Source organism: Paenarthrobacter sp. E2MeOHC11, assembly GCF_058744955.1.
In genome coordinates, this window is the sequence record NZ_CP196673.1 from 4,767,807 (window position 1) to 4,787,645 (window position 19,839).

The 19,839-nt window shown below is 61.5% G+C and carries 19 protein-coding genes; 11 read left to right on the top strand and 8 right to left on the bottom strand.

Annotation, left to right across the window (positions count from 1 at the left end):
* Positions 1-24: 24 nt before the first annotated feature.
* On the bottom strand, positions 25-699 hold the full coding sequence (locus ACSSVG_RS22060) for a haloacid dehalogenase type II (protein ID WP_492416324.1): 675 nt from the start codon (positions 697-699) through the stop codon (positions 25-27).
* Positions 700-1,033: 334 nt separating this feature from the next.
* Between ACSSVG_RS22060 and ACSSVG_RS22065 the strand changes: the two genes are divergently transcribed.
* The 7 genes from ACSSVG_RS22065 to ACSSVG_RS22095 all read left to right on the top strand — a co-directional run bounded on the left by ACSSVG_RS22065 (position 1,034) and on the right by ACSSVG_RS22095 (position 8,341).
* Positions 1,034-1,954: an ABC transporter substrate-binding protein gene (locus ACSSVG_RS22065; protein WP_253468136.1), complete on the top strand. Its 921-nt coding sequence runs from the start codon at positions 1,034-1,036 to the stop codon at positions 1,952-1,954.
* Between the two features lie 26 nt (positions 1,955-1,980).
* Positions 1,981-2,895: an amino acid ABC transporter permease gene (locus ACSSVG_RS22070; protein ID WP_492416326.1), complete on the top strand. Its 915-nt coding sequence runs from the start codon at positions 1,981-1,983 to the stop codon at positions 2,893-2,895.
* Complete coding sequence (locus tag ACSSVG_RS22075; protein ID WP_492416328.1) at positions 2,892-3,659, top strand: amino acid ABC transporter ATP-binding protein; 768 nt, start codon at positions 2,892-2,894, stop codon at positions 3,657-3,659. The genes ACSSVG_RS22070 and ACSSVG_RS22075 overlap by 4 nt, the downstream gene beginning before the upstream one ends.
* A gap of 2 nt (positions 3,660-3,661) precedes the next feature.
* Entirely contained in the window at positions 3,662-4,795 is a 1,134-nt protein-coding gene (gene solA, locus ACSSVG_RS22080; RefSeq protein WP_253468133.1) for an N-methyl-L-tryptophan oxidase, read from the top strand.
* 80 nt (positions 4,796-4,875) lie between these two features.
* On the top strand, positions 4,876-6,129 hold the full coding sequence (locus ACSSVG_RS22085) for an aspartate aminotransferase family protein (protein ID WP_253468132.1): 1,254 nt from the start codon (positions 4,876-4,878) through the stop codon (positions 6,127-6,129).
* 25 nt (positions 6,130-6,154) lie between these two features.
* Positions 6,155-7,609 (top strand): NAD-dependent succinate-semialdehyde dehydrogenase, encoded by a 1,455-nt coding sequence (locus ACSSVG_RS22090; RefSeq protein WP_253468131.1) that lies wholly within the window; start codon positions 6,155-6,157, stop codon positions 7,607-7,609.
* A 39-nt stretch (positions 7,610-7,648) separates the two neighbouring features.
* Positions 7,649-8,341: a GntR family transcriptional regulator gene (locus ACSSVG_RS22095; protein WP_253468130.1), complete on the top strand. Its 693-nt coding sequence runs from the start codon at positions 7,649-7,651 to the stop codon at positions 8,339-8,341.
* 73 nt (positions 8,342-8,414) lie between these two features.
* On the opposite strand, the gene ACSSVG_RS22100 is transcribed toward ACSSVG_RS22095, so the two are convergent.
* Positions 8,415-8,771, bottom strand: coding sequence for a cupin domain-containing protein (locus tag ACSSVG_RS22100; protein WP_492416331.1), 357 nt, complete (start codon positions 8,769-8,771; stop codon positions 8,415-8,417).
* 170 nt (positions 8,772-8,941) lie between these two features.
* Between ACSSVG_RS22100 and ACSSVG_RS22105 the strand changes: the two genes are divergently transcribed.
* From ACSSVG_RS22105 to ACSSVG_RS22120, 4 genes are all read left to right on the top strand, one after another.
* Positions 8,942-9,199 carry a hypothetical protein gene (locus tag ACSSVG_RS22105; protein ID WP_253468128.1) on the top strand — a complete coding sequence of 86 codons (258 nt, stop codon included), beginning with the start codon at positions 8,942-8,944 and terminating at the stop codon, positions 9,197-9,199.
* 85 nt (positions 9,200-9,284) lie between these two features.
* Positions 9,285-11,480 carry an amylo-alpha-1,6-glucosidase gene (locus ACSSVG_RS22110; RefSeq protein WP_492416333.1) on the top strand — a complete coding sequence of 732 codons (2,196 nt, stop codon included), beginning with the start codon at positions 9,285-9,287 and terminating at the stop codon, positions 11,478-11,480.
* A 414-nt stretch (positions 11,481-11,894) separates the two neighbouring features.
* On the top strand, positions 11,895-12,284 hold the full coding sequence (locus ACSSVG_RS22115) for an FCD domain-containing protein (protein ID WP_492416335.1): 390 nt from the start codon (positions 11,895-11,897) through the stop codon (positions 12,282-12,284).
* A gap of 95 nt (positions 12,285-12,379) precedes the next feature.
* Complete coding sequence (locus ACSSVG_RS22120; RefSeq protein WP_492416337.1) at positions 12,380-12,532, top strand: hypothetical protein; 153 nt, start codon at positions 12,380-12,382, stop codon at positions 12,530-12,532.
* A 238-nt stretch (positions 12,533-12,770) separates the two neighbouring features.
* Here ACSSVG_RS22120 and ACSSVG_RS22125 read toward each other — a convergent pair whose 3' ends face one another.
* The 6 genes from ACSSVG_RS22125 to ACSSVG_RS22150 all read right to left on the bottom strand — a co-directional run bounded on the left by ACSSVG_RS22125 (position 12,771) and on the right by ACSSVG_RS22150 (position 19,831).
* Complete coding sequence (locus ACSSVG_RS22125) at positions 12,771-13,715, bottom strand: carbohydrate kinase family protein (protein WP_492416339.1); 945 nt, start codon at positions 13,713-13,715, stop codon at positions 12,771-12,773.
* A 30-nt stretch (positions 13,716-13,745) separates the two neighbouring features.
* Positions 13,746-15,170, bottom strand: a complete 1,425-nt coding sequence (locus tag ACSSVG_RS22130) for a glycoside hydrolase family 32 protein (RefSeq protein WP_492419276.1) — start codon at positions 15,168-15,170, stop codon at positions 13,746-13,748.
* Between the two features lie 137 nt (positions 15,171-15,307).
* The gene (locus ACSSVG_RS22135; protein ID WP_492416341.1) at positions 15,308-16,858 is read right to left on the bottom strand and encodes a glycoside hydrolase family 32 protein; all 1,551 of its coding nucleotides are present in this window, start codon (positions 16,856-16,858) and stop codon (positions 15,308-15,310) included.
* A complete protein-coding gene (locus tag ACSSVG_RS22140; protein ID WP_492416342.1) occupies positions 16,855-17,949 on the bottom strand; it encodes an ATP-binding cassette domain-containing protein in 1,095 nt (364 codons plus the stop codon). The genes ACSSVG_RS22135 and ACSSVG_RS22140 overlap by 4 nt, the downstream gene beginning before the upstream one ends.
* Positions 17,946-18,908 (bottom strand): ABC transporter ATP-binding protein, encoded by a 963-nt coding sequence (locus ACSSVG_RS22145; protein ID WP_231340175.1) that lies wholly within the window; start codon positions 18,906-18,908, stop codon positions 17,946-17,948. The genes ACSSVG_RS22140 and ACSSVG_RS22145 overlap by 4 nt, the downstream gene beginning before the upstream one ends.
* Positions 18,905-19,831, bottom strand: a complete 927-nt coding sequence (locus tag ACSSVG_RS22150) for an ABC transporter permease (protein WP_492416344.1) — start codon at positions 19,829-19,831, stop codon at positions 18,905-18,907. The genes ACSSVG_RS22145 and ACSSVG_RS22150 overlap by 4 nt, the downstream gene beginning before the upstream one ends.
* Positions 19,832-19,839 lie beyond the last annotated feature (8 nt).

Consider the following 19,839-nt stretch of genomic DNA (forward strand, 5'->3'; position numbering starts at 1 on the left):
TTTGCCTTTCGCCTCGTAGTCGGTTTAGAGACCGAGGTACTTGTTGATCTCGTCCAGGGATTTAGCGGTGTCGAGGTCGTAGCCGTCGCCAATGGGGTCATAGCCGCGGTCCAGCATCCAGAGGTTCCGGAAGCCCATGTCGTGCATGGGATGCATGTCGTAGCGCGTGTGGGAAGAGATGTGCAGGAAGTCCTCCGGCTTGGCGTTCAGGGTGTCCAGCATGTACTCGAAGGCCTGGTAGCGCGGCTTGTACGCCTGGGCTTGCTCGGCGGTGAGGACGGAGTGGAAGTCTGCGCCGAGCTTGGGGATGCTGATGTCCAGGAAGCTGGTGTCCGCGTTGGACAGAGCCACCAGCTGGTAGTTGTCGCCCATGACCTTGAGCGGGGCCGGCACGTCCTCGTGGGCAACCCAGCCGCGTACAGCGTCAGCGAACTCTGCGCCGGCGCCCTCGGTCGGCCCAATGCCCCATCGCTTGCACACCCGGTCAAAGGAATCCTGCAGGATCTCCTCGTAAGGCTTGTAATCGCCAAGCACCTCGTCGAAGCGGTATCCGCGGAACTGCTTCTTAAACACAGGCCACTGCTCTTCGGAAATACGACCATCGAGCAGCCGCCGGGTGGTGGGATCGATGTCGAAGTTGATCAGGGTGCCGTAGATATCAAAAGAGATGTACTTGGGCCGGAAGTTGGTGTCTGCCATGGGATTCCGTTCTTTTGGGGAGATGGAAGCGGGCTGGCCCCGCACTATTGGGGTATCAGGTGAAGCGAAATGAACCGCAAAAATCCTGCTGGGCGAGCGAAAGATCGTCGCCGGATGTCTCGACTCTAGGCCGCTGGATTGTCAATTGTCAACAGTTTGAATGCGCAGATTAGAACGATTCTCATACACTCGATTGTTGAAAAAAGTTTCCGTCAATTGTTGACAATCTACTATTGAAGGGGTTGCATTGCATTAGATGACGGAGAGATCCGGATCACAGTGCAACTGAAAACTTCTCCCTCCCCAGTGACCGACTCCCTCGAAGGGAACCACCATGAAGATTCGCACCAAGGCGCAAACCGCCGCCGCAGGACTTGCAATACTCCTTGCATTGAGCGCATGTGGCGGCACCGCCACTAGCGACTCTGCAGACAACAGCAAGACTGCCGACACCACAGACATTTCCGAGGGCGTCCAGCCTGATTCGGCTGCCGTGGCCCTGTTGCCGCAGTCGATCAAGGACAAGGGCGAGCTCACGGTCGCCATGGACCTGCACTACCCGCCCACCACCTTCCTCGCGGAAGACAATACGACCGCGATTGGCCTCAATCCCGACATCGCCAGGCTCATTGCGAGGAAGCTTGACCTGAAGCTGAAATTCGTGGACACGAAGTTCGACACTATTGTTCCTGGGCTTGATGGCGGTCGCTTCGACTTCACTGCCACCACCATGTCCAAGACGGAAGAACGACTGAAAGTCCTGGACATGATCGACTACTTCAAGGCCGGCAACTCCGTGGCCGTGCCCAAAGGCAACCCGCTCAAGCTCACCGTGGAAACCCTGTGCGGTAAGAACATCGCCGTCACCCAAGGGTCAACAGGCCAGCTTAAGCGCCTCCCCGCTCTGAGCGAACAGAGCTGCACGTCAAAGGGACAGCCGGCCATCAATGGCGTGACGTTGCCCAACGTCCAGGACGCCCTGACCCAGCTGCACTCCAAGCGCATTGACGGAATCCTGTACGACACAACTGCACTTGCGTGGGCTGAGAAACAGCAGCCCGGATCCTTCGAGCTGGTGGGCCGCGTTGATGTGGGGGCCAGCGACCTGACCGCAATCGGTTTGAAGAAGGGCTCACCCTTGACGCCGGCCTTCCAGACGGCGCTCCAGTCCGTTCTTCAGACCCCGGAGTACAAAGAGTCCCTCGACAACTGGGGCCTCGAGTCCGGAGCCATTACCGACGCCAAATTGAACTAGTGGGTCTTCCGATGAAGCAAGTGACTATGGAAAGAAGCAAAGTGATGAGCGGGTTGGATTCGGCGTTGAAGCCGCGGCTGAAGCGGCGCAGCACTTTTGAGTACGTTTCCTGGGTTGTCTGCATCCTGGTCGGTATCGGCGTCCTTAGCTCGGTCGCGACGAACCCGAACTTCAAATGGGACGTCGTGGCGAAGTACTTCACGCACGAATCGATCCTGCGCGGGTTGATGCTCACCATCTTCCTCACGGTGGCCAGCATGGCCCTGGGCACTCTCCTCGGACTGGGCCTGGCCATCATGCGGGCCTCCACCATCAAACCCATAGCCGCCGTCGCCGGGGTCTACATCACGATCTTCCGCGGCACCCCGGTCCTGGTCCAATTGATTTTCTGGTTCAACCTCTCCGCCCTGTACCCGAATCTGTCCATCGGCATCCCCTTCACCGACATCGGCACCGCGATCGACACCAACGCCCTTATGGGCCCCATCACCGCAGCCCTGGTGGGCTTGACCCTGAACGAAGCAGCCTACATGGCCGAAATCATCCGCGGCGGATTCTCCTCAGTAGGCAAAGGCCAAATCGAAGCCGCCGACTCCCTGGGCATGAGCGGTGCCATGAAAATGCGCAAAGTCATCATCCCCCAAGCCATGCCCTCGATCATCCCCGCCACCGGCAACCAAGTCATCGGCATGTTCAAAGGCACTTCCCTGGTCTCCGTCCTGGGCGTAGCCGAACTCCTCCAAAGCGCCCAACTCATCTACGCCCGCACCTACGAAACCATCCCCCTGCTCATCGTCGCCAGCCTCTGGTACCTCGTCATGACCATGCTCCTGAGCTACCCCCAATCCAAGCTCGAACAAAAGTACTCCCACACCTCCGCCCGGGTCCCCCGCAAAGCCCGCAAAGTGACACTCACCGCACCGGAAGGCATCGCACGATGAACGCTGACGGCACCATCCACGCCCAAAAGATCAGGAAGTCCTTCGGACCCAAAACAGTCCTCAAGGACGTCGACCTGACCATCGCCAGCGGAGAAATCTGCTGCATCATCGGCCCCTCCGGCTCCGGCAAATCCACCCTCCTGCGCTGCATCAACGGCCTCGAAACCGTGGACTCCGGCATCCTGAAAGTCAACGGCGAAGACTTCGGCTACTACGAAACCGACACCGCTTACCACGCACTACCACCCAAAAAATTAGCCCAACAGCGCACCCGCGTAGGCATGGTCTTCCAGTCCTTCAACCTCTTCCCCAACATGACCGCTCGCGAAAACGTCATGGCCGGCCCCGTCTTGGTCAAACGTGCCGACAAAAAGCAATCAGCCAAACAAGCCCAGGAACTCCTCACCAGCGTCGGCCTCGGCGCTTTCGGTGACCGCTACCCCGCCGAACTATCCGGCGGACAACAACAACGCGTCGCCATCGCCCGATCCCTGGCCATGAACCCCGAAATCATCCTCTTCGACGAACCCACCTCCGCCCTGGACCCCGAAAAAGTCGGCGAAGTCCTCAACGTCATGCAAGACCTCGCCAAAAAAGGCATGACCATGGTGGTCGTCACCCACGAAATGGGCTTCGCCCGCGAAGTAGCCGACTCCCTGATCTTCATGGACGAAGGCAACGTCGTAGAACGCGGCGACGCCCGCGAAGTCCTCACCAACCCCAAAGAACCCCGCACCCAAGCCTTCCTCAAGCAGGTCCTCTAACCATGGACGGGAAACTCGCAGTCATTGGCTTGGGCAGCATCGGCAGCATGGCCCTCTGGCAAGCCTCACGCCTTACCGACTCCGTCGTGGGATTCGAAGCCCACTCTCCTGCCCACGGGCGCAGTGCAGCAGGTGGCGACACCCGGCTTTTCCGCATGATCTACCGCGGCAACCCTGCCTACTACCCCATACTGGAACGCTCGCGCGAACTCTGGGCAGAACTCGAAGCGGAGACCGGACAAGACATCCTCACCCGATGTGGGGGACTCTCCATCGGCACCAGCGACGGACCATACATCCGCAGCTTGCTCGAGACCACGCGAATGACCGGAGGCACCCACCAGATACTTAGCCGTGAGGAAATGGCCTCCCGCTACCCCCAACACAACCTCCGTGCTGATGACATCGCCGTCTACGATCCCAAGGCGGGCGCCCTTCGTACAGATCGTGCCATCACCGCGGCCGTCACCGCAGCTGAGGCCAACGGCGCAACAGTGAACACCAACACTCCAATTGACAGCATTACTGAAACCGACAATGGCGTCGTTATCACCTCCGGCGCAAATTCCTGGACCTTTGAACGAGTCATTGTCGCCTCCGGGGCATGGTCCAAACAGCTCATGCCCGAATATCTCAAGGCCCACACCGAAACCAGAAGGATCTTCCTCTCATGGTTCGTCGCACGTGACGCAGAACAATTCTCGCCGGAGCAGTTTCCGATCTTCATCAGGATTTCCGGTGATCGCTCCATGTATGGCGCACCCGCCGTGGACGGCGTGACCGTCAAAGCCACCCTTGATGGTCGTGGCGCACCGACCCCCGAGGCCGATTCAGTACCCCGCGACCTCACCAAAGCCGAGATCGCCGAAACCACGGAAACAGTTTCAGAGTTCTTCCCCGGTTTGATTCCAAGCGTCGTGCGCTCCGATGCGTTTCCGGATCTCTTTACCTCCGACTCGCAGCCGCTGATGGGCTTCCTCAACGAGTCCAGCCACATCTACTCCGCCACCGGGTTCTCAGGCGCAGGCTTCAAAATGGCATCCGGCTACGGGGAAATTGCCGCCAACGAAGCACTGGGCAAACGCTGGTTCGACGGTTTGGACTTCCTTCGGCCACAGAGGTTCCAAGAGACCTGACGAGTTCCGCCTCGTCCTGGGAATATCTCAGCCAATCGCGTATTGTTGACAATCTACAGTTCCTAAGAAAGTATGAAGCCATGGCAACACTTAGCCCTATCCTGAAGCAAGCCACCCCGGTGGTTGTTGACCATGCGGCCGGTAGCTGGATCCACGCGACCGACGGCAAGAAATACCTGGACTTCACCACCGGGATTGGTGTGACCAGCACCGGTCACTGCCACCCCGATGTTGTGGCCGCAGCCCGTGAACAGGTGGGAAAAATTGTTCACGCCCAATACACCACCGTGATGCACAAGCCGCTACTGGAACTCACCGAACTCCTTGGCGATATATTGCCGCAAGGTTTAGACAGCGTCTTTTACGCCACGTCGGGCTCTGAAGCAGTAGAAGCCTCCATCCGCCTGGCCCGTATGGCCACCGGGCGGCCCAACATCATCTCCTTCCAAGGAGGGTTCCACGGCCGGACAGTTGCCGCGGCATCCCTCACAACGGCCGGCACCAAGTTCCGCTCCGGATTCTCCCCCATCATGGGTGGGGTTCATGTTTCCCCGTTCCCGCATTGGTACCGGTACGGCTGGGACGAAGCTACCGCCGTCGAATTCGCCTTGAAAGAACTGGACCACCTCCTGCTGACTATCAGCGCCCCGAGCGATACTGCCGGTTTCATCATCGAACCCGTGCTTGGTGACGGCGGCTACATCCCGACGCCCGTTGCCTTCCTCCAGGGACTGCGTGAACGAGCAGATAAACACGGCATCGTGCTGATCCTTGATGAGGTCCAAGCCGGGGTGGGCCGCACCGGTAAGTTCTGGGGTCACGACTGGGCCGGAATCACGCCGGACGTCGTCATTACCGCCAAGGGCCTCGCCAGCGGCTTCCCCATCTCGGCAATCGCCGCCTCAGCAGAGCTGATGGGCAAAGCCTGGCCTGGCTCCCAGGGGGGAACCTACGGTGGAAACGCTGTAGCCGCAGCCGCCGGCGTCGCCACTCTTGGCGTCATCCAGCGCGAAAACCTCGTGGAGAACGCGCTTCTTCGCGGCGACGAACTGCGGACGGGCCTGGAGGCGCTGCAAACCGAGTTCGCCGGAATTGGCAATGTCCGGGGCCGGGGACTGATGCAGGGCGTCGAATTCACGGCCACTGACAAGACCCCGGACGCGACCACTGCTTTGGCCGTCCAACAGGCCGCCATCAAGGAAGAGCTCCTGCTCCTCACCTGTGGGCCGCACGGTAACGTCATCCGCCTCATCCCCGCGTTGAACGTCACAAGCGACGAAATCCAAGCCGGCCTGACCCGGTTCACGCAGGCACTCAAAGCGGCCACTTCCTAACCTTACGATCACTGAAAGAGCCACCATGACCACCTCCTTTGATCCCACAACCCTGCAGACAAATCTCTTCATCAATGGCGTGTGGCAGAGCGCTGCAAACGGCGCCACTTTTGCTGTGGAGAATCCCGCTACGAACGAAGTCATTGCGCACGTCGCCGATGGCAGCCCTGAAGACGCAGCCTTGGCTATCGAGGCTGCAGGACAGGCACAGGCAACGTGGGGTAAGTCCACTCCCCGAGAGCGCGCAGACATCCTCCGCCGCGCTTATGACCTGGTCCTTGCGAACACCGACCGGTTGGCATTCATCATGACGGCCGAGATGGGCAAGCCCCTCGCCGAAGCAAGGGGCGAAGTGGCCTATGGTGCTGAGATGCTCCGCTGGTTCTCGGAGGAAGCAGTCCGGATCGGCGGCGACAATGCCACCTCCGTGGATGGCAATACCCGCATCCTCATCACCAAGGAACCTGTGGGACCTTCCGTGCTGGTGACTCCCTGGAACTTCCCACTCGCCATGGGTGCACGAAAGATTGCGCCGGCAGTCGCCGCGGGATGCACCATGGTCTTCAAACCGGCGGAGTTGACGCCACTCACGTCGTTGGCGCTCGTTGCCATCTTCAAGGAAGCGGGACTTCCCGACGGCGTGCTGAACGTCGTGACGACGTCGAACGCTTCCAGCGTCGTCAGAACTTGGACGGACAGCGGGATCGCACGCAAGATCAGCTTCACCGGCTCCACCGAAGTGGGGAAGATTCTCCTGCGGCAGGCCGCGGACAATGTCATGCGGTCCTCCATGGAGCTCGGCGGCAACGCCCCTTTCATCGTCCTGGCCGACGCGGACATCGAGAAGGCCGTCGATGGCGCCATGAAGGCAAAAATGCGGAACATGGGCGAGGCCTGCACAGCTGCCAACCGCTTCTTCGTGCACCGCTCCGTGGTGGACGAATTTGGCGAGAAGTTCTCCAAAAGGATGTCAGAATTGCAGGTGGGAAACGGCGCTTTGACCGGCACCGACGTCGGGCCCCTCATCGAGCAGAAAGGCTTGGAGAAGGTCGAAAGCCTCGTTGCAGACGCCGTTTCCAAGGGCGCAAGGGTCCTGACCGGCGGAAGCCGTCCGGAAGGTCCGGGATACTTCTACTCCCCCACGGTGCTGGTGGATGTGTCCACGGATGCCACCCTGATGGCCACGGAAATCTTCGGTCCGGTTGCTGCGATCACTCCGTTCGACAGCGAGGACGAAGTACTTCGCCTGGCCAACGATACTGAATGGGGCCTGGTGGGGTACGTATTCACTGAGAGCATGGAAAAGGCCCTGCGGTTCTCCGCGGAACTGGAAGTCGGAATGGTTGGCCTGAACACCGGGCTGGTTTCCAACCCGGCGGCACCGTTCGGCGGCGTCAAGCAGTCCGGGCTGGGCCGTGAGGGCGGAAAAATCGGAATTGAAGAATTCCTGGAGTATAAGTACACAGCAATCGCGGTCTAATAGATTCAACTTGCCGAAGCATGAAATGAGGGGATGTCAATGGCGGCACCGGAGGGAATGTTCGTATTGGAGGGCCGGCCCACGGCGCAGCTGATCGCTGATCAATTGCGTGAGCTGATAGTCCAGGGAGCCTTCAGCCCTGGACAGCAGGTCAACGAGTCAGCGTTAGCCAGCCAGCTTAGTACGTCCAGGGGCCCGCTCCGCGAAGCACTGCAGCGGCTGTGCCAGGAAGGCATCCTGGTGAGCAAGCGCAACCGTGGCGTTTTCGTGCTGGAGCTCTCCACGGAGGATGTCAGGGAGATCTACGCAGTTCGCGAGGCAGTGGAACTTGCCGCCGCAACCACCCTCCTGGATTCCGAGCCGGACCAGGTCACTGACACCTGCCGGGAACTCAAAGGCATCATCCGCAGTATGGCCAAACAGGTCGCGGCGTCGGACTGGCAGGCTATCGCCCGGCTGGATATGCAGTTTCATACCGCGTTTGTGTCCGGAACCGGGAATACACGCCTGATCCGGATCTACGAGACCCTTGCTGCCGAGTCCAGGATGTGTATCCTCAGCCTGGAGGTGGCATATCCCCGCATCGATGCACTCGTGCAGGAACACCAGATGATCCTGGACCTGCTCGAAGCACGTGATCGGAGCGGTCTTCAGGAAGCCATCAAGGGACACATGCAGAAGGCCGTGGAGGACCTTACGTCCAAACCGGAAGTCACCGGCATCACCGCTTAGGCACGTTTTTGATTCGCACAAAGGAAGGGCCCGGTCGTACCGGGCCCTTCCTTTGTCTGCTATATCGCCACTGCTAGTTCGTGGGGACGTCAGTCACGACCCACATTTTCCGCAGCGTCTCGTGGATGGTCCATGTTCCCGTCCAACCGGCCGGCGTCACGAACAACGTGCCAGGACCAACCTCAAAGCTGCTTCCATCTTCTTCGGTGATGGTTCCTTTGCCACTGAGGATCTGGCAGATCTCGTCGTATCCCGGACGTGTGCTCTGAAATACTCCCGGCGTGACCTCCCAGATGCCCGTCTTGTGCCCGTCCCTGGCCCACAGGCGGAACGAGACTTCTGTCTGACCGGGTGTGCTGCTTGTTGCTTTGGGGATGTGTTCCCCGGGGTTGGCGGTGAATGCATCGTTCATAACAGTGGCCTTGACCATTACTGCTCCTTCTGGGCCTGAGGCCCCAAGTAAATGTGCCCGCCGTCTTTGGAAAGGCACATACTCCATTCTAGCAATTGTCAACAATCGACGATAGGCTTTCATGGAAACAGCCAAAGGACGGACACTTCGCCTAAGGCGCAGTCCACTCACCTAGGAGAACGCGCCAAATGAACGTAGACCGGAAAAACGTGACGGTGAGCACCGCCACCTCTTCCAGCGCGAGGAGCCGGCAGGCGTCCCTGTGGAACTCCCTGAACCGCGGAGACAGGGTCACAGTGACTTTGCGTGGGTATGAATACCACAGCGGTTCGGTGGACGATCGCACTGCTGATGGCCGCACAATCTGGGTAGTAGACCGCATTGGCGATCGCAGGCTCATCCATATCGACGACGAAACCGAACTATTCATCGCACCCGGAAGCTGACCCCGATCCGAAGGTGTGGCCCACGGCCACGGGCAAGAGTAGCCTCACCCTGAGGACGTAACAGGACAGCCAAGGGAGCCGGAAAATGGCTGGATGGAATGCCGATACCGCAGCCGGTCCATTGGGCGCCGGGACAGTCACCCTGGTTGAGGGCACTTCCTTCTGCATCTCGCTGCCCAGCGGTGACATCAGCCCGGAACATCCACATGGCCTGTTCTTCCAGGACACCCGCATCCTCTCCGCGTGGGGACTGACCGTGAACGGGCAGCCGGTGGAACCCCTGACCGCCCAAACGAAGGAACCCTACCGGGCAATCTTCGCCGGCCGTATCACCATGTCCGACGGATACGCGGACAACCCGCTGATCGTGGAACGCACACGGGAAGTGGGCGTTGGCATGGTGGAGCACATCACCGTGCGCAACTACTCGGCGAACCCGGCGGAGTGCCTCATTTCCATCACCGTAGGTTCCGATTTCGCCGATGTTTTCGAGGTGAAGGAAGCGCGCGTCCATACGCAGTGGGAAGAAAGCCGCGAGGTCCATGCCAAGGCGCTGACGATTCGCGCCCGCTGGCAGGAAGTCCGGAAGTCCGTCGTCGTAAGTTCCGATGTCGCTGAAGCGGGCCGTGAAGGTTTCGCGTACCGGACGACTATCCCGTCGCGGGGACAGTGGGGCACCGAATTTTCCGTGATGCCCGGGCTGGATGGGGCGGCGCCTGCAGCCCCAGTGGTGCGTCCCGCCGTCGGCGAACTGTCCCGAAGTGATCGACGCCGGCAGGAATGGGTGGCTAAGATTCCCGTCCTGCAGATGGGCAACCACTCCATCGAGAGGACCTTGCGTCGGAGCTATGACGATCTCGGCGCCCTCCGCATTGAGGATCCCGCCCACCCGGAAAGAGTGGTGGTGGCCGCCGGAGCGCCGTGGTTCATGACCCTGTTTGGGCGGGACTCGTTGTGGGCGTCGGAAATGGCCATGCCGGTGGATCCCTCGCTGGCCTTGGGGACGTTGCAAACGTTGGCTGAGCGGCAGGGCAGGGTGGTGGACCCCGTAAGCGAAGAAGAGCCGGGCAAGATCCTGCATGAGGTCCGACTGGACGTCTCCAGCAGCCTCGCCTTGGGTGGCAAATCCATCTACTACGGCAGCATCGATGCCACTCCCCTGTTCGTGGTGGTCCTGGGTTCGGTGAGCCGCTGGGGCTTCGCAAAGGACACCATCGCCGCACTGCTGCCCCATGCAGACCGAGCCCTCGATTGGATCCGGGAATACGGAGACAGGGACGGCGATGGATTCGTCGAGTATGAGCGACTCAACGATCGCGGGCTGATCAACCAAGGGTGGAAAGACTCATGGGACGGGATCAACTTCGCGGATGGGCGGCTCGCCGAGCCGCCCATCGCCCTGTGCGAGGTCCAGGCGTACGTCTATGACGCGTACATGGCCCGGGCCTGGATGGCTTACGACGGCGGCGACGCACCCTTGGCGCGCGAACTCGCCGACCGTGCGGCCCAGTTGAAAGCACGTTTCAACGAGCAATTCTGGATGCCGGACCGGGGCTACTATGCGATCGCATTGGACGGCAACAAGCGGCAGGTGGACGCGTGCGCCTCCAACATGGGGCACTGCCTCTGGGTCGGCTTGGTGGACGACGACAAGGCGCCCCTCGTAGCTGAACGGCTGATGTCACCTGAGATGTTCAGCGGCTGGGGCGTGCGCACGCTGGCAACCGATATGGGTGCCTACAACCCGGCCAGTTACCACAACGGATCCGTCTGGCCGCACGACAATGCAGTCATCGCGGCGGGGCTGATGCGCTACGGATTCGTGGAGGAAGCTCAACGAATCGCCACAGCCCTGCTGGATGCAGCCGACTACTCCGAGGGCCGCCTCCCAGAGCTGTTCTGTGGGTTCAGCCGGGAGCAGTACAGCGAACCGGTGCCCTACCCCACAGCCTGCTCACCCCAAGCCTGGGCAGCGACAACGCCCATCCAGTTGATCACGAGCCTGATGAGGTACGACGCCCACGTTTCCCACGGCGGGTTCTGGATGGATCCACAACTGCCGGCCTCTTTCGGCGACTTACACATCACTAACGCTCCGATGGCGGGTGGCAGGGTCACCATCGACATTTCCGGTTCAGTCCCCAGAGTGCGGGGCCTGCCGGATGGGATGGTGTTCCATCAAGGCCATCGGCCGTGGCTGACCGAACTCGTGGAACAGGCAGGGCTGTGGCAGATAGACAAGGGGCGGCAACGCTACGCGCGCCTAGGAGACTGGAAGTAAGACAGTTGCCCCCGCACGGCCGCGGCTGGCCTCCTCGCGCAGAATCCACACAGTCGGAACCCCGCCCACGGCGGGCATCACCTGACCCTCGGTGATGAACGTAGGGGCCTCTTCATTCCAACGTAGTGACCACCATCCGGTCTTAGGGCAGTGGTGACCCGTGCTGGCCGTCTCAAAATGGTCCGGGGCAGCTGCATAAGGGCGTCGCTTTTTCATGGGATTTCCTTCGTCTACATGACGGGTTTGGGGTGGGAAGAGAACATGAATCCACCTTAGCAATTGTCAACAATCTACGAAAGAGTTCGACGGGAGGAGTTTTGGCTCGCTACTGCGCCGACCCACTTCATGGCTGGATGTACCGCTACGAGCCAAGCTCCCGACGGCCACTGATGACCGCAAATCGCATCAATCCGCATGCTTGTGGAGCCTTACGCTGCTGGGCTTGCTGCCCCGACATTGCGGGAGGCGGAACGGCTTCGGCTCAAACAGACCATCGAGGAACTTTACCGGGCAACGGACACGAACGATATTCCGGCGAGCATTGATGCCCACCTTCGATTCCACGGGCTCTTCTATCAATTTTCCGGAAACTCGGCCCTGCACAGTCTCCGGAATGGTTGGGAGAACAACCTGCGTCTCTACTTCGCGGCGGATCATCCTACTTACAGCGACTTGCATCAGATCGCCGTTGAACACGACAAGTTGGCTGAGCTTGCTTTGGACGGTGACATCGAGGGCTACCGCAAGGAAATGCGGAGTCAATTCCACAACGCGCTGGGCGCTCAAACCCCGGGCCCGGCTTAACGTCAAGCGGGGGAAGCCTGCCGGCAAAGCCGGCAGGCTTCTGGGTTCGAAGAGTGAATCCCTGGGAAGTCAGTGTCGTCAGAAAGAGGTCCATCATGGCCAGCCCCGCCACACGGCAGCAAAAGATGAGTCCGACGGCGGTACGGACCGCCAGCGCTTACAAGCAGCTGATGATGTACGCCGGCGGAGTAGTCATGGCAGCACCTGCACTGGCATGGGGCCTGTTGGTACCAACCGGCATCATGTAGGGCCCAAGCAATAGCCTCAAGGCCCAAGAGCTGCCGGCACCACTGATCGGCCGGCGTAGGGTTTGCGCCTTGCACACCACCGCAACCGGTAGCCCGAGAGACGGGCGCAAAAGCGCAAAGTCTTCACGAAACCTAGGCAGGGCCACCCTACAGGTGGCCCTGCCTGAGGCTTTTATAATCCGGCCCTCCTACAACGGCTGAATCCAGCAGTCGTCTCCATGCATCAGGACTATCCGGCTTAGATCACCGCGCCGACGTGCACCACGGCGTTCAGCTCCTCAAGGGTTGGCGGATTTGCTCCCGCGCGCTGCACAGTGATGGCCGCGGCCGCAGCGGCAGTGCGTCCAAGCTGCTCCAGTACGCCGGGGGCGAACCCTTCCGTTTCGCGATTGAGTAATCCCAGAATCAGGGCGGACATGAACGAGTCGCCGGCACCGATGGTGTCAGCTACGTTGGTTTTTACGGCCGGGAGGGTGACATCAAAGCCCGGGGTGCTGAAGTAGGAGCCTTCGGCGCCTTTGGTGATGACTGCCAGGCCGGTGCCCAGTCCCAGGATGTGCTCGGCTGTCTCGCCACTACTCATCCCCGGGTACAGCCACTGTGCATCCTCGTCGCTGAGTTTAACGACGTCGGTGAAGGTCACCAGGTCTTCGAAGATCGCTTTCGCTTCCGCATGGCTGCCAAGCAGGTCCGGGCGGATGTTGGGATCGTAAGTGATCACGCAGTGCCGGTGGGCTTGTTCCAGCAGGGATTTCACCACGCCGGCTCCCGGATCAAGGAAAGTGGCAATGGACCCGGTGTGCAATATTTTCGGGAAGAACGCAGGGGCTTGGGGCGCCAGATCCCAGGTGATGTCGAAGTCATAGTGGGCGGAGCCATCGGCCGCAACGGTTGCTGTGGCCGATGCCGTCCTGACGAGGGATTGTGATCCCGGCAGCACCACTACTCCAGCGCCACTGAGGTGCCCTTCTATGCGCCTCCCCCAAGGATCCGGGGCGATGGCTGTGAGGAGGCCTGTGGCGACACCTAGTCGTGCAAGTCCGTAAGCGACGTTGGCCGGCGAACCGCCAGGGTGTTCCACCCGGTGGCTTCCGGTGGTGACCACGTCGATAAGTGCTTCGCCGACCACCATCACATCAAGCTCGGGATGCGGTCGGTCTGAGGCGGTGTTGAGGTAACCCATCAATTGTCTCTCCTTCTTCTCAAGGGCGGGCTACGGCGTGACCTTAAGTTCACGGATGGTCAGGTTCCGGAACGTGGCCGCTCCTTCGTGGGCGTAGAGTCGGATGCCGTCATCGCCTTCAAGCGGGAAAACCCGGTGCGAGTGCACCACACGCCCATCGCCGACGAACACCTCCACGCTGGTGCGGTCCACCAGTATGCGTAGCGTGAGCCTCCCCGTGGAGGGGTCCACAGGGGTTTGGGTTTCGCCGGCAGTGGGGTTGATGGTGGGGCGGCGGTTGACGTAGGTAAACGGGCCACGCAGGAAGGCGCCCGCGGCCACATGCCTGCCTCCACCAGGCGCACGGCATACCTCCAGCCCGAGATTGGCTGGCGGCGCCGCCGGGTCCCAGGCCAGCTCGCAGCTCAGATCGTAGGCGTCGGAGCGGATCGCCAGGTCATGAGTACCGGCAACCGCCACATCACCGAGTCGATGGGTGCGCTTCGCATGGTCTTCCAGTGCAGACGTGGGAGTGGATGCGAGGTAGTAGGCCCCGTTTCCACGCTTGAGCCGGACATCGCGGACAATCATGTCATCGCCGTTGTAGCCGTCAGTGGCAAGGGTTGGGGTGTTGTGGGGGTAGTCCCAGAAGTTTGCCCAACCAATGGCCCGACGCAGGGTTGGGTCCTCCGCACCCGAAGCATCATGATGCGGGTACGTCACTGCGCCATAGAAATCGAAACCATAATCCAGCCATTCCGGCTCGGCGTGGTCGGGGCTAAATGAACTGCCGTCGAAAGCTCCGGTCCAATACGCGTACGTCGCGGGCAGTCCGCGGCCCTTGCCGTTGGCGCTGGTGCCCAGGACCCAGTGGGAGGTGCCGTCGTCGGCAGTCATCCTAAAGAGGTCAGGGCACTCAAGAAGCCCCAGGTCGCTGCGAAGGAACTCTCCAACGCGGTTCCAGGACCGCAGGTCCGGGGAGGTGTAGAAACCGAGCTTTTGCCCTTCTGCGTTGGCCATGAACCACCGGCCGCGGTCCTCGTCCCAGATCACCTTGGGATCGCGGAAATCGTGCACCCCGGGGTTGGGCAGTACCGGGGCCTGGCCGCCGGGCTTGAAAGAGCGCCCCCTGTCCTTGGAGTACCAGAGGTACTGCGCTTGCCGGCCTTCGGGCGCCTGGGTAACAAGGGCTATGACCGCGCCCGCCCCGTATCCCGCCGTGTTTCGCTCATCAACCACCATGCAACCGGACCAGCAGTCACCGTTGCCGTTGCTGAACTTGGGTATCGCGACCCCGCGGTCCCGGAATGCGACATGATCGGTGGTGGTGGCACGGCGCCAGGATGTGCCGCCCCCGCCCTTGATGTAGTCAGCGTTGTACAAGTAGTAGTAGTGGTACTCCCCGTCCAGGTAGATGGGTCTCTGGGGATCGTTCTTCCAGTTGTCAGGCACGCTGAAGTGATAGACCGGCCGCATCCGGGATGATCCTTTCGAAGGGCTGCCTGCCGCAGTGGCGGGGCCACTGGACAGCGCCAAGGACCCGCCCAGCGCTGCTGCACCAGCCCCGGTCAGGAGGCCGCGGCGGGAGACTGATGGTGTCTTTTCCATGGGTGTCACTTCCGTTCCGGCAGGAGGCTACGGGTCTCTTCAAAGACTCCGGCCATGGTCCAAGCGTCGAATGAGAGGAGCCGCGCCGAACCCTCCGTGGCGGCCAGCGTCACGCGCTCACCGCCGAGGGTCGGGTAGATACGGGCTGTGAGCGGTTTTCCGTTGGCGAAAATTTCGACGGCGGACCGGTCCACCAGGACGCGCAGGCGAACACGACCGTCCGTCATGGGAAGGGCGCCGGACTTGTCCTCCACATCCACGTATGGGTTGAGGCTGCTGCGCGTGCGATCAAGGCGGAGCGTGCCGGTGGGTGTTCCGTCAGCAGCCCGGCCCAGCACGATCACCGTTTCCTCAGCACCGTCCGTGGACACCAGCAGTCCGAGCCGAACCTCCGCTCCGGGCGCCAGTTGCACGTCCAACTCCAGGTCCAGCTGGTTGCCGGACACACCCGTCGTCACGGACGTTCCCGCCCCCACCAACACCTGGGCCGGAACGCTGACGTGATCGCTGCGCAGTTTCGCGATTTCGGGAACCGGTGAAAACGCCAAGGTTCCATCCTTCGCCACAGTGGTGATGCGCGGCAGGCTCATGACGCCTGACCAGCCGGCTTCCACCATTGCTGCGTCGCTTCGTCCTTCTTGCATCCAGCCGAACATGACGCGTCGGCCGGACTCATCCTGGAAAGACTGCGGTGCATAGAAGAAGCGGCCTCCATAGTCCAGCCTGTGCAACGCCTCCGGCTCGAAGGCGTCCCCGGCGTAGCGGCCGGTCCAGTACAGCGGGTGGCGGGTTTCGCCGTCGTCCCATGCGGAGAAAACCAGCACATCCGGCGAGCCATCAGCGGGTGCAGACCCCAACGATCCCTGTCCTGCCCGGAACAGATCGACGCACTCCCACATGGTCCCGGTCCAGTCAGTGTCCGCAGGATCACCCAGGGACGCATCGCCGATGAACAGCGGCCCGAGGTAGTCCCAGGACCGCAAGTCCGAAGACTCATACAAGAACGCCGTGCCGCCGAGGTGCCGAATCCCCGAACCCACCAGTTGCCGCCACTTGCCGCCTTCGCGCCATACACAGTGATCGCGGTACGCCGTGATGTCGACGCCGGCCGGCGGGGCGCCAATGACAGGATTTCCTGAATCCTTGGTCCACTTCAGCAGGTCCGGTGATCCTACGGCGACGCAGGGCAGTTCCTTGTCCTCATACCGCCCCGAGTACACCAAGGTGGGCGTGCCGCCGTCGTTCACCAGCACCCCCGACCAGCAGCCCTCGGCGTCCGGTCCCGCGGAAGGTTCCAAGGCCACGGGCTGATCAGTCCAGGTGACCAGGTCCGTGCTGGTGGCATGGCCCCACTGGATACGGTGGTGGAAAGCACCCTCAGGGTTGTACTGGTAGAACAGGTGGTACGTGCCGTTCCATTGACTGACCCCGTTGGGATCGTTGAGCCAACCGGCCGGCGAGACGAAGTGGAATCGTGGGCGGAGGGGGTCGGCCTCGGCGCGGGACAGCAACTCATCCCGCGGAATGGTGGCGAGCGGGTGGGTAAGTTCAGTCATGCGGAAGCCTCTTCTTGAGCGTTCGACGCCGGGTGGCTGGATTGCAGTGGTTCACTCGCCAAGGCATGGCTGCCGGCAGCGGCCCACGGCCTATAGAGGTGGCAGCGGACCCAGTGACGGTTTTCGGGGTCGCCAACCTGATGGCGCACAGGTTCTTTGGACGAGCATGCTTGGTTCGGATCGCCGTGGAACGCGCACTGCTTCGAGGCCATGACCGCTTGCCGCAATTCTGCCCTGCGGACCGGATCATACGAGCCTGCACGGGCAGGGTCCGGGACAGCTGAAACCAGCAGTTGCGTGTACGGGTGCGCAGGATTGGCCAAAAGGTCCAGGGACTCGCCTTCCTCCACCAATTCGCCGGCGAACATGACCGCGGTCCGGTCCGCCAGGTACCGTGCGGACGCGAGGTCGTGGGTGATGTAGAGCATGCAGATGCCCTGCTCGTCGCGGAGCTTGCGCATCAGGTTCAGCACCCCGATCCGAACTGAAACATCCAGCATGGAGGTGGGCTCGTCGGCCAGGATGACCTGCGGTTCAACGGCGAGGGCCCGGGCGATCGCAACGCGTTGGCGCTGGCCGCCGGAGAGCTCGTGCGGATACGAGTTCAGCATGTCCGCCTGCAGGCCAACGGTGGTCATGAGTTCTTCAAGCCGCCTTTGGGTCTCGCTCTCAGAACCGCCGCTCCTGCCGTGGATCGCCAACGAGCGCCGCAGGAAGTGATCCATCCTGTGGGCCGGGTTCAGTGAACCGAAGGGATCTTGGAAGACCATTTGCAATTGCGATCGGAAGGCGCGCGAGGCTTGGAACCGGTCGCGCTTGAGGACGTCGACGCCGTCAATCAGGATCTCCCCCGAGCTCGGCTTTTCGAGCCGCGCTACACAGCGGGCCAAGGTGCTCTTGCCGGAACCGGACTCCCCCACGAGCGCCACGATTTCGCCCGTGCCGATAGTGAGATCGATCCCGTGCAGGGCGCGGACAGAATCGCGGGCGAACAACCCTCCAATGGGGAAAGTCTTTCCCAAACCGCGAATCTCCAGGGCAGGGGTGCCGGTGTTGGACACGGCCGATGGGGTCATCAGTGAGTGGCTCATCGTGCAGCCCCTTCCAGGTTTGCGGCATCAGTAACCGAGGCGTCGGCACCAAACGGGGCCACAAAATGGCCGGGTGCCACCTCGGCGAGGTCCGGAATGTTCCGGAACTTCACGCCGTCGGGCAGGCCGGTTAGCGGAACACGGGGACCGGTGAGAGGCGGGAAGGCGCCCATCAGCGCCTGGGTGTAGGGGTGGCGGGGGGTGGCGTACACGTCCTGGGCTTTCGCGGTCTCCACGATCCGGCCGCCGTACATCACGGCCATGCGGTGCGAGAGTTCCACCATGAGGGACATATCGTGCGTGATGAAGAGGACGGAGAAACCGAGCTCGCGCTGGAGTTCCTTGATTTGCGCCATGATTTCTTGCTGTACCACCACATCCAGGGCGGTGGTGGGCTCGTCCAGTATCAACAGGGACGGCTTGAGCGCCACGGCCATGGCGATGACCGCACGTTGACGCATGCCGCCGGAGAGCTGGTGCGGATAGGACTTGAGCCGGGCGGGATCGATCCTTACCAGTTCCAGCAGCTCACCGGCACGCCGCATTGATTCCTTGCGGGAGTAGCCGGCATGGGTGGTGAAGATATCCACGATCTGTTCGCCGATGGTCAGCACCGGGTTGAGTGAATTCATGGCCGACTGGAACACCATGGCCACGTCCTGCCAGCGGAAGCGCCGCAGCTCCTCCGGGCTCATGGCCAGGACGTCCTTTCCACCGAAGGAAATGCTGCCGCCGGCAATCTTCGCCGGATCCTTCAGCAGCCGCATGATCGAATTGGCAATGGTGGACTTCCCGCAGCCGGACTCCCCCGCGAGGCCGAATACCTCACCGGTGCCAATGCTGAAGGAAACGTGGTCGACGGCGGTGGTCGAGCGGGTGTCGCCGATGTACTTGACCGTGAGGTCCTTGACGTCAAGCACAGGTTCGTGGGAGCCGAAGGAAACTTGGGAGATGGTCATTTGGCGGCGCTCCTTTCAGTGTCTTTCGGGGTCTTGATCTTTCGGAGCCGCGGGTTGGTGACCTCATCCACGGCATAGTTGATGAGGGCAAGGGCGAACGCCACCAGTGCGATGCAGACGCCGGAGGGTACAAAGACCCACCAACTGCCGGTCAGCAAGGCGCCTTCATTGCCGGCCCAGAAGAGGTTGTTGCCCCAGGAGACCGTGCTGACATCGCCCAGTCCCAGGAACTCCAGGCCTGCTTGTGCGCCGATTCCGTAGATCACGCAGGCAAGGAGGGTACCCATGACGATCGAGGCCATGTTGGGCAGGATCTCGCGGAACATGATCCTCCCGGCCCGTTCGCCGGACACGACGGCCGCGGCCACAAAGTCCTTGGAGCGGATGGACAACGCTTGTGAGCGCAGGACGCGCGCTGAACCGGCCCATCCGGTGACCACCAGGACGAGGATTACGGTGCCCAGGCCGGGCGGAAGGAAAGCGGCCAGGATGACCAGCAGCGGCAGGCCGGGCAGGAGCAGGAAGACGTTGGTGACCAGGGACAGGGCTTCGTCAATGAATTTGCCGAAGTACGCCGAGGCCAGGCCCACCAGGATACCGATGAAGGTGGACGCCAAGCCCACGGTCAGTCCCACGAACAGCGAACTACGTGAGCCGTGGACGGTCAGGGCGAGCACGTCCTGACCTTTGGCGGTGGTGCCCAGCCAGTGCTCGGCCGACGGTTCAAGGGAGGCCATGGCCGTGATCCGTGAGGGATCGCCCGGAAACAGCACAGGCGCCAGCAGGGCAAGGGCAATGAAAATGACCATCACGGCCATGCCTGTCAGCGCCTTCTTGTTGCTGATGAGGCCGTGAACAAAACTGCGGTTGGGCTTGCGGACAGCCGGTGTTGGAGTTGGCTGCTTCAGAAGTGCGGTAGTCATGATCAGTC

What these genes read in the sequence shown, in the direction of transcription:
- ACSSVG_RS22060 (WP_492416324.1), bottom strand. Translation starts at nt 699, where the DNA reads ATGGCAGACACCAACTTCCGGCCCAAGTACATCTCTTTTGATATCTAC.
- ACSSVG_RS22065 (WP_253468136.1), top strand. Translation starts at nt 1,034, where the DNA reads ATGAAGATTCGCACCAAGGCGCAAACCGCCGCCGCAGGACTTGCAATA.
- ACSSVG_RS22070 (WP_492416326.1), top strand. Translation starts at nt 1,981, where the DNA reads ATGGAAAGAAGCAAAGTGATGAGCGGGTTGGATTCGGCGTTGAAGCCG.
- ACSSVG_RS22075 (WP_492416328.1), top strand. Translation starts at nt 2,892, where the DNA reads ATGAACGCTGACGGCACCATCCACGCCCAAAAGATCAGGAAGTCCTTC.
- solA (WP_253468133.1), top strand. Translation starts at nt 3,662, where the DNA reads ATGGACGGGAAACTCGCAGTCATTGGCTTGGGCAGCATCGGCAGCATG.
- ACSSVG_RS22085 (WP_253468132.1), top strand. Translation starts at nt 4,876, where the DNA reads ATGGCAACACTTAGCCCTATCCTGAAGCAAGCCACCCCGGTGGTTGTT.
- ACSSVG_RS22090 (WP_253468131.1), top strand. Translation starts at nt 6,155, where the DNA reads ATGACCACCTCCTTTGATCCCACAACCCTGCAGACAAATCTCTTCATC.
- ACSSVG_RS22095 (WP_253468130.1), top strand. Translation starts at nt 7,649, where the DNA reads ATGGCGGCACCGGAGGGAATGTTCGTATTGGAGGGCCGGCCCACGGCG.
- ACSSVG_RS22100 (WP_492416331.1), bottom strand. Translation starts at nt 8,771, where the DNA reads ATGGTCAAGGCCACTGTTATGAACGATGCATTCACCGCCAACCCCGGG.
- ACSSVG_RS22105 (WP_253468128.1), top strand. Translation starts at nt 8,942, where the DNA reads ATGAACGTAGACCGGAAAAACGTGACGGTGAGCACCGCCACCTCTTCC.
- ACSSVG_RS22110 (WP_492416333.1), top strand. Translation starts at nt 9,285, where the DNA reads ATGGCTGGATGGAATGCCGATACCGCAGCCGGTCCATTGGGCGCCGGG.
- ACSSVG_RS22115 (WP_492416335.1), top strand. Translation starts at nt 11,895, where the DNA reads ATGCTTGTGGAGCCTTACGCTGCTGGGCTTGCTGCCCCGACATTGCGG.
- ACSSVG_RS22120 (WP_492416337.1), top strand. Translation starts at nt 12,380, where the DNA reads ATGGCCAGCCCCGCCACACGGCAGCAAAAGATGAGTCCGACGGCGGTA.
- ACSSVG_RS22125 (WP_492416339.1), bottom strand. Translation starts at nt 13,715, where the DNA reads ATGGGTTACCTCAACACCGCCTCAGACCGACCGCATCCCGAGCTTGAT.
- ACSSVG_RS22130 (WP_492419276.1), bottom strand. Translation starts at nt 15,170, where the DNA reads ATGCGGCCGGTCTATCACTTCAGCGTGCCTGACAACTGGAAGAACGAT.
- ACSSVG_RS22135 (WP_492416341.1), bottom strand. Translation starts at nt 16,858, where the DNA reads ATGACTGAACTTACCCACCCGCTCGCCACCATTCCGCGGGATGAGTTG.
- ACSSVG_RS22140 (WP_492416342.1), bottom strand. Translation starts at nt 17,949, where the DNA reads ATGAGCCACTCACTGATGACCCCATCGGCCGTGTCCAACACCGGCACC.
- ACSSVG_RS22145 (WP_231340175.1), bottom strand. Translation starts at nt 18,908, where the DNA reads ATGACCATCTCCCAAGTTTCCTTCGGCTCCCACGAACCTGTGCTTGAC.
- ACSSVG_RS22150 (WP_492416344.1), bottom strand. Translation starts at nt 19,831, where the DNA reads ATGACTACCGCACTTCTGAAGCAGCCAACTCCAACACCGGCTGTCCGC.